The sequence below is a fragment of the Citrobacter sp. TBCS-14 genome, from assembly GCF_005280805.1.
In the GTDB taxonomy this organism is placed as follows: domain Bacteria; phylum Pseudomonadota; class Gammaproteobacteria; order Enterobacterales; family Enterobacteriaceae; genus Citrobacter; species Citrobacter gillenii.
Genome location: NZ_SZWM01000049.1, coordinates 1 through 214 on the forward strand (window position 1 = coordinate 1; position 214 = coordinate 214).

At 53.7% G+C, this 214-nt stretch carries 1 protein-coding gene; it reads right to left on the minus strand.

Annotated features, from left to right (window positions below; genetic code table 11):
- The coding region (locus FDX22_RS30760; protein WP_255432650.1) for an ABC transporter permease subunit at positions 1-214 on the minus strand (214 nt) is incomplete at both ends.

Below are 214 nucleotides of genomic sequence, written 5' to 3' on the forward strand. Positions count from 1 at the left end.
GGAAGTGAATTGCGTAAAATATGCCAGCTGATCAGATGCCAGCGTGATGCACCATAGGTTCGCGCGGCCTGTACATAAGTAAACTGACGAACGACCAACGTTTGACCGCGGGCGAGGCGTACATAGAAAGGAATACGCACAATCGCAATCGCCAGCATGGCGTTGAACAGGCTTGGCCCTAATGCAGCGGCCAGTGCCATTGTCAGTACCAGCG